This window comes from Marinobacter sp. ELB17 (assembly GCF_000169375.1).
Lineage (GTDB): Bacteria > Pseudomonadota > Gammaproteobacteria > Pseudomonadales > Oleiphilaceae > Marinobacter.
Genome location: NZ_AAXY01000074.1, coordinates 1 through 1,154 on the forward strand (window position 1 = coordinate 1; position 1,154 = coordinate 1,154).

The 1,154-nt window shown below is 49.8% G+C and carries 2 tRNA genes and 1 rRNA gene; all 3 read left to right on the plus strand.

The features are described 5' to 3' along the window. Window positions 1-254 precede the first annotated feature (254 nt). Window positions 255-331: transfer RNA gene (locus tag MELB17_RS23070), tRNA-Ile, on the plus strand. Window positions 332-456: 125 nt separating this feature from the next. Continuing rightward, a tRNA-Ala gene (locus MELB17_RS23075) sits at window positions 457-532 on the plus strand. Window positions 533-886: 354 nt separating this feature from the next. Continuing rightward, window positions 887-1,154: ribosomal RNA gene (locus MELB17_RS23080) — 23S ribosomal RNA — on the plus strand; the annotation flags it as partial.

The window sequence follows — 1,154 nt, forward strand, 5'->3', positions numbered from 1 at the left end:
AGGTAGCCCTAGGGGAACCTGGGGCTGGATCACCTCCTTAAACGATGTCGAACGCTTCGGTCAGAGTCCACACGAATTACTTGGTTGATTAATTAAAGAGAGCAAAGGGTCTCGACCGACCCGCTGAATTAGCGCGACAGATTGTTGAGTCTGGCAAGGCGCGGATGGAGCGAATACGGGAGCGTACATGAGTACGTGACCAACTGAGCGAGAGCCGCAACGCAGTCCAGGCACAATAAGATGGTGTGATAATTGGGTCTGTAGCTCAGTTGGTTAGAGCGCACCCCTGATAAGGGTGAGGTCGGTGGTTCAACTCCACCCAGACCCACCAAAATCGTTCATCTCGGCGTTATCGAATGACTTGCATAGCAGGCTATGCGGCGACATCCGATGCCTTGATCTGAACGATTTCCGAGTTTGACGCCATCTTGTTGGGTCAGTCGGAGGTAGCTTTTTGGGGCTATAGCTCAGCTGGGAGAGCGCCTGCCTTGCACGCAGGAGGTCAGCAGTTCGATCCTGCTTAGCTCCACCATTATACAGATGGTTCGAATAACCTGAAAATCCTGAATTCCCTGGCTTCGGTCAGTGTACAGAAAAAAGTGTTTCAGTTTAGCGTCCGCTAAGTCTGAAGGTCTTCTTTCTGATCACTGGGTCAGATTTGCTCTTTAACAAATTGGATGAGATAGAACACGAATACTTTTCTCTACGGTCTTTGAGGAAAGTGTTCAAGTGATAACGATTTTTTCAAGCGTTATCCGGTGTTGTCGTTGAAGTGGTTGTGTATAACTTCGAGTGACTATCTCTAGTGTTCCTGGAACACGCTGTCTAACTTCGGTTAGTCGGCCGTGATCTTGTGGCAGTAGAGTCAGTTGTCTTGGGGTTATATAGTCAAGCAACTAAGCGCATACGGTGGATGCCTAGGCAGTCAGAGGCGATGAAAGACGTGGAAGCCTGCGATAAGGTTCGGGGAGCTGGCAAACGAGCTGTGATCCGGACATTTCTGAATGGGGAAACCCACCCGATCTAGGTCGGGTATCTTACACTGAATACATAGGTGTAAGAGGCGAACCGGGAGAACTGAAACATCTAAGTACCCCGAGGAAAAGAAATCAACCGAGATTCCCTAAGTAGCGGCGAGCGAACGGGGACTAGCC